This is a genomic window from Stenotrophomonas sp. 278 (assembly GCF_003935715.1).
Classification (GTDB): domain Bacteria; phylum Pseudomonadota; class Gammaproteobacteria; order Xanthomonadales; family Xanthomonadaceae; genus Stenotrophomonas; species Stenotrophomonas maltophilia_AH.
Window position 1 is genome coordinate 1 of record NZ_RHPP01000193.1, and the last position, 6,081, is coordinate 6,081.

A 6,081-nucleotide genomic window follows, 5' to 3' on the forward strand; every position below is an offset into this window, starting at 1 on the left:
GCTTCACGACGGGCCGCGGCCTGGCGATCGGCCTCCTGACGCTCGCTATCGCGGCGGGCGGCTTCGGCCTGGGCGGCGATATTACGGGCCGCTTCGGCCTCGGCGGCCTGCTGCTGGCGCTGCTGGTCCGCCAGCTGCTTGGCGCGGGCTTCAGCGTCCTTCTTGACCTTGTCGGTCTCTTCCTGGGTGCGCTTCAGGGCGGTCTGCATGCCGCCGGTGACGCCCTGCTTCAGGCGGGCCAGCGCGGGTGCATTGGCGTCCACCTTCTCCACCAGGGCCACCAGGCGCTGGGCTTCGGTGAAGTCTTCACGCGCCAGGTTCTGCTCGGCGGCGATGACGGTGTAGGGCAGAAGGTCGGTCAGCGCGCTTTTCACCGAGGCGTCGTCCGGTGTCTTGTCGCGCAGGGCCAGGTAGTACTCGATGGCGTTGTCGCCGGCCGGGGCGTACATGCGGTTCTCGCGCAGCGCCTTGCTGGCCGAGTCGCGCAGGTCTTCGGTGCCCATCGACTGCACCTGGGCCGAAACGGCCGGTGCCGGCGCGGGAGCCGCGGCAGGGGCGGCCGCCGGAGCGGTCGCGGTGTCAGCAGCCGGAGCCGCCGGTTCATCCTTGCCCGAGCAGGCGGCCAGAGCCACCGCCAGGGTCAGCGGCACCCACAGGCGCGCCTTGGCGAAAGTGTTGACGTGCGACATCCAACTCCCCTTTGAAGAACGACGATACGTAAGGCCTGAGACGGCAGGCCGGCCGGACCCCGCCGCGCTTCCCGACGCGCCGGGCCGTGCCCCCCGGCGGAGCCCGGCGGCCAGAAGCTTCAATCTACCATCACATGGCGTTGATGTGGGTGACCCGGACCGGGCTTAATGCGACAGCGACTTGCTCGGCGCGTGCGACATCAGCTTGTCGGTGAAGGCAATGCCGATCGCCGACAGAATGAAGGCACCGTGGATCACGGTCTGCCAGATCACGCCGCTGGTGGTCATGGTGGCGCACTTCAGGCGACCGGCCGCCTCCGGGCCCGCCATCGCGGTCACGGCGCTGACGGCCTCATAGAAGGCCTGGGTGTCGCACAGCGGAAGGCCGTCCAGCGAGCCCGCGCCGATGAAGGTCTTCAGCAGGTGGATCGAGGAGATGCCGATGATCGACAGGGCCAGCTTCACCTTCAGCACGCTGGCGTTGACGTGGCTGAGCCATTCCGGCTGGTCCGGGTGGTTTTCCAGGCGCAGGCGCGAGACGAAGGTCTCATAGCCGCCCACGATCACCATCACCAGCAGGTTGGAGATCATCACCACGTCGATCAGGCCCAGCACCAGCAGCATGATTTCCTGCTCGCCCATGCTGTTGGCACGGTGGATCAGGTGCCACAGCTCCTTGCCGAACAGAAACACGTATACGCACTGCGCCAGGATCAGGCCCAGGTACAGCGGCAGCTGCAGCCAGCGCGAGGCGAAGATCAGGGACGAAAGCGGGCTGATACGGGCAGGGGACGAGCTCATGGGGCTGAATGGAGGGTTGCAGGGGTTGCCGAAGGGTACCCGGAGCGGCTGACGGTGCCAAGGCACGGCAGCCGCCCGTCATGAACAACCGCTCAGGGTTCCAACCCGTAGAGCCGGGCTTGCCCGGCTGTTCCAACCCGCCCCCCCAACTCTCGGAGTTCTATCAGCGATGTCCGCGCGACTCCGGTCTAGAGTCCTCCCTCCTCATTTCTCTTGGAGATCTCCGTGCGGCCATCAACCTATGGCGTACTGGCGGCAGCTTTGGGGCTGATCGCGACACCTATCGCCGGCCGATCCGCCAGTGACCTCTCCTCCGCCGACAGAGCTCCGGCAATGCTTCCGCCCGAAGCGGCTGGAAAAGTCTGCTGCCCGGGGACGGACCACACCGTCCAGCTCCGCAGCATGGGCGCCGGGCACCAACATCCTGCAGCTCGCGACTTGAGCGTTCATCCCCACTGGAACGTACATGGCTTCGAGCGCGACGGTGCCATCTACTACCAAGTCAGCGACCTCTCGGGAATCGTGCACCTGATTGCGGGGCAAATCGGTGGCGTTTACTCAGCGTTTCCTGTCGCAGAATCCGGCGCACGATTGAAGCTCCCAATGCCGCCCATGCCCCTCAATGGCGAGTTCTCATTGCACGTGGACGTCGATTCAGAAGGAACCGCGTGGCGAGTGGATGTGGATGCCCCCGAACGCTAAGGGCTCACGAATCCAACAGCTCCATTCGAATCCGTTTCCACCAGCGCGCCCGATCTCAGACGCAAACGAAAGAAACGGGGGTGGCCGACATCTACAGTTTCAGACGCCATGGCGGGACCGAAGCGTTCCCGCATGCGCGTCCGTCACACCACGCAAAAAGAGGTAAATATGTCCCTGAAGCGAAAGTTGTCGGTGGTTTCCGCCGCTTTTCTTATCGGAGCGCCCTTCACTGCGGCCGCAAATGATGGCCTGGGCGTCGACATGGAGATCAGATGCAGTTGCGGCGACGACGGTGATCGCAACGTTCAACTGCAGCGGAATGGGCTGGGCGATCCCGGATTGCAGGCTACGCCTTTGAATACGCACCCGGACTGGGACGTGCATGGCTTCGGCCGTGACGGAATGGAGTACTTCCAGGTCAACGACCGCGCCGGGAAGATTCAGCTGATCATCGGCCATGCGGACGGGGTGTTCTGGCTGCTGCCCGCAGGTGATCCGCATGCGCGCGTGATCCTGCCCGGCGATCCCGCTTTGCCAGTGGATGCGGTCCTGGTCTCCGAGGTGTATCGGAACCCGGAATTCCATCTGCGACTGTACGCTTCCGAGAACGGGAAGATCTGGGGCGTCGACTCGACCCATTAGGGCGGATGGGCCATCGCCCACCGATGGAAGTGGACGTGAGCTATCGAAGCGATCACCAGCATCATCGTCCATATTCTCAGAGATTCTTCAGAGCGACCTCCATGGGGCCTCCATAAAGTTGCACGGATATCCCATAACCCTTCATTGGAGGTGCCCATGCGAGGCGCGATTCTCTCGTCCGCAGCGACTGTCTTGATGATCTTCAGCTCTCCCGAAGCTGCGACTGCTCAAGACTCGAAGCCTGTTCCAACCGCGTGTTGCCCAGGAAAAGATCACCTGGCCCAGTTTGTTCGCATCGGTCTTGGCAACTCTGTTCCCGACGCCGCTGACCTGAGCTTGAGTCCGGGATGGCACGTCTATGGGTTCGAGCGTGACGGAGCGGAGTACATCCAGATCAACGACGCAGCAGGGGCTGTCCATCTGGTTATCGGGAAAATGGGGAACGAGTTCTGGGCGCTGCCAGCGGGTGCGAGCGAAGTGCCCATCTCATTCCCCAACCAGGTTATCCCGCCCCCAGCCGACGCAAGCCGGGTCCTCGTCTACGAGAATCCGGAGTTCAAGCTTCATCATCACCGGGGAGCAGAGGATTCCCTATGGTCGGTGGAGACGACATCAACACCTTGATGGGGTCCTAGGTATCCCGCAGCAACATGCGAATCCGGTTCTGGCGGCACTCTACGGTGCCGCCATGACTGAGCACCCTGCCTGCCAGCCGATCCGTAACCGCTTTGATGGTGGCGTCGCTCAATCGGTGACCTGGGTCAACGATGGCAGCCACGACCACAATGCCTGAACCGAAACGAGTGCGCCCACACCGGGCGCTGACGCGAATCTGTCCCTGTTCGCACTGAAGAAGCAGCGAAACGGCTTCGGTCAGAGCGCGATACGTGGCAAGCTGAAGCGCAACAGGCAAACGACACGGATCTCCGAAAAGCCTGGGCTGCAGGATCCGCTCGGTGCTTTGCCATACATCGCTTATGCCGCCGATCTGTAGTGCAAGGTAAAGGCCTACATGCTCCAATGCAGTGGGGTAGACAAGGCTGGCTTGGGCCCGGAACTTCCTTGAGTAGAACGCGGAAGTGCTGATCAGATTCTCGGCCACGCGTGGATGCCCCTGACGGATGAGCCAGTCAGCGGTCTCGCTGAGATGGAGATCGATCCCCTCGCCGATTCTGTTCATGTCGGCTGCTCGCTCACGCAGGCTCAACTCTGACGCCGTATGTGCTTTCCTGGTCTGAGAGATGACTTCACTGCTTGCGATCACCTCAGTGCGAAGCCGGTTGAAATGATGGCTGATGCTGGAACCTAGTGCCAGCAGGGTGATGCCAACCACTGCAAGGATCTGCTGGATTACGAATGTGGTCGAATCGAAAGACCACGGCTGTCCCGTGGACGGCATGGTGATACCCATGACAAGGTTAACCAGCGAAACAGCAGCGGCAGCGCCCCGCCAGCCGTGAAGACAGGTCAGAAGCACTGCAGGCATGCCCATGGCAAATAGCAGGCTGCCTGAAAGCCACGGCTGTTCGGCGCGGACATACACTGACGCCACCGCGAGTACGGGAATAGCCACCGCGGCTCCCACGCTGATGAGGGTGACTCTGCCAACCTCGGCTGCATGTTTGTGCCGTAGCCTCCACGCAAATGCGAGGGGTGCGAGCGTCAGGATGCCCAGAAAGTCGCCCACGCTGTAGCGGATAAGGCGCTGCAGGATGCCGATGTCAGGTGGTACCGGCCATAGAAGCTCTGCCATTGCGATGTTGATTGAGCTGATGGCCAGCGCAGCAATGGCTGCCAGCGAGATCAGCCAAGCGGGCGACCCGTTCTGAAGAACTGACTTGTGCAGCCTGACAATGGCGGCAATGGTGGGCATGATGCATGCGGGAGTCAGGATTGACCACGCAATGCCTAGCTCATCCGACAGCGGAAGAACGACGTACGCAAGATGCGCATAGTCGCCCAGGATAAGGAACACCCAATACCTTAACGGCACAAGTAGCAGCGCACCCACTCGAAGCCCGGCGACCAGATAGAACTGGTCCAAAGATGTCTGGCGTGCAGCCCAACATGTCACGGCAAAGGCTGCGGCAAGGAAGAGTCCGCATGGGTGAATGCGGATGCCAATGCGAGTTCCCTTTCTCCACCACTGCCCAAAGACTTCCATCAGCACACGCCATCTCCTGTTCAACCCACGCCTGCGTCGCTTTCAGGCGAGAACGCGTCGCAGGCTGTAGCGGTCGACATTAGATAGTGCGGTGACCCACGCAGGGCATCGGAATCCGACGAAACCCAGGCGAAGACCCCTCTAAAGCCTTAGAGCCTGAGTTCCGCGTAGGGCCTCATAGGACTAACTGTTCCCAACCTGCTGACAGCACCGTGACGCTTGCGACATACACTCACCCTTTCCCAACCCGTAGGTGCCGTCATGCTCGACCTGTATTACTGGCCCACTCCCAACGGCCACAAAGTCACCCTGCTGCTGGAAGAGCTGGGCCTGCCGTACCAGATCAAGCCGGTGAACATCGGGTCGGGCGACCAGTTCAAGCCCGAATTTCTGGCCATCTCGCCGAACAACAAGATGCCGGCGCTGGTGGACCACACCCCCACCGACGGCGGCGAGCCGCAGAGCGTTTTCGAATCCGGCGCGATCCTGCTGTATCTGGCCGAGAAGACCGGCAAGTTCCTGCCGGCTGACACCCGTGGGCGGGTGGCGGTGCTGGAGTGGCTGTTCTGGCAGATGGCCGGGCTGGGCCCGATGAGCGGGCAGATGGGCCATTTCAACGTGTATGCGCCGGAGCAGATTCCGTATGCCATCGAGCGCTATGGCAACGAGGTGCGCCGCCTGCACGGGGTGATGGACAAGCGCCTGGCGCAGAGTGCGTATCTGGCCGGGGATGAGTACACCATTGCCGACATGGCCAGCTACCCGTGGATCGGGGCGTACGACAAGCTGCCGCCGGATTTCGCCGCGTTCCCGAACCTGAAGCGCTGGCATGAGGCGATTGCCGCGCGCCCGGCCACCCAGCGGGCGTATGCATTGAAGGAGAAGGTGAACCCGAATGCGGGCAAGCCGTTGAGCGAGGAAGAGCGCAAGCATCTGTTTGGGCAGCGGTAGGATTGATGGCGGTAGCGCCGGCCGTTGGCCGGCCCACGGATCGCCTGGGCCCGCCCACCGCCCGGGCGACCCGGGTTTTTGCGGGGTTTTAGCCGGGCCGGCCGCATTTGGGGGGTCTTGTATAAAAAACTA

7 protein-coding genes are annotated in these 6,081 nt (G+C 62.4%); 4 read left to right on the plus strand and 3 right to left on the minus strand.

The window, feature by feature from the left end:
• Positions 1-689: energy transducer TonB (locus EGJ34_RS19955; RefSeq protein ID WP_125362185.1), on the minus strand; the 689-nt coding region annotated here is incomplete at its 3' end.
• A 165-nt stretch (positions 690-854) separates the two neighbouring features.
• Positions 855-1,490 (minus strand): TIGR00645 family protein, encoded by a 636-nt coding sequence (locus EGJ34_RS19960; RefSeq protein WP_125362186.1) that lies wholly within the window; start codon positions 1,488-1,490, stop codon positions 855-857.
• A 438-nt stretch (positions 1,491-1,928) separates the two neighbouring features.
• Between EGJ34_RS19960 and EGJ34_RS19965 the strand changes: the two genes are divergently transcribed.
• The 3 genes from EGJ34_RS19965 (at position 1,929) to EGJ34_RS19975 (ending at position 3,458) form a co-directional block, all read left to right on the plus strand.
• A complete protein-coding gene (locus tag EGJ34_RS19965) occupies positions 1,929-2,192 on the plus strand; it encodes a hypothetical protein (RefSeq protein WP_125362187.1) in 264 nt (87 codons plus the stop codon).
• Between the two features lie 132 nt (positions 2,193-2,324).
• Positions 2,325-2,834, plus strand: a complete 510-nt coding sequence (locus EGJ34_RS19970; RefSeq protein WP_125362188.1) for a hypothetical protein — start codon at positions 2,325-2,327, stop codon at positions 2,832-2,834.
• A gap of 156 nt (positions 2,835-2,990) precedes the next feature.
• On the plus strand, positions 2,991-3,458 hold the full coding sequence (locus EGJ34_RS19975) for a hypothetical protein (protein WP_125362189.1): 468 nt from the start codon (positions 2,991-2,993) through the stop codon (positions 3,456-3,458).
• Positions 3,459-3,465: 7 nt separating this feature from the next.
• Here EGJ34_RS19975 and EGJ34_RS19980 read toward each other — a convergent pair whose 3' ends face one another.
• The gene (locus EGJ34_RS19980) at positions 3,466-4,998 is read right to left on the minus strand and encodes an MASE1 domain-containing protein (RefSeq protein ID WP_260477075.1); all 1,533 of its coding nucleotides are present in this window, start codon (positions 4,996-4,998) and stop codon (positions 3,466-3,468) included.
• Positions 4,999-5,259: 261 nt separating this feature from the next.
• On the opposite strand from EGJ34_RS19980, the gene EGJ34_RS19985 reads away from it, so the two are divergent.
• A complete protein-coding gene (locus EGJ34_RS19985) occupies positions 5,260-5,949 on the plus strand; it encodes a glutathione binding-like protein (RefSeq protein ID WP_125362191.1) in 690 nt (229 codons plus the stop codon).
• Positions 5,950-6,081: the final 132 nt, after the last annotated feature.

Coding starts and splice junctions, on each gene's coding strand:
- EGJ34_RS19970 (WP_125362188.1), top strand. CDS start 2,325: ATGCGCGTCCGTCACACCACGCAAAAAGAGGTAAATATGTCCCTGAAG.
- EGJ34_RS19960 (WP_125362186.1), bottom strand. CDS start 1,490: ATGAGCTCGTCCCCTGCCCGTATCAGCCCGCTTTCGTCCCTGATCTTC.
- EGJ34_RS19975 (WP_125362189.1), top strand. CDS start 2,991: ATGCGAGGCGCGATTCTCTCGTCCGCAGCGACTGTCTTGATGATCTTC.
- EGJ34_RS19985 (WP_125362191.1), top strand. CDS start 5,260: ATGCTCGACCTGTATTACTGGCCCACTCCCAACGGCCACAAAGTCACC.
- EGJ34_RS19980 (WP_260477075.1), bottom strand. CDS start 4,998: ATGGAAGTCTTTGGGCAGTGGTGGAGAAAGGGAACTCGCATTGGCATC.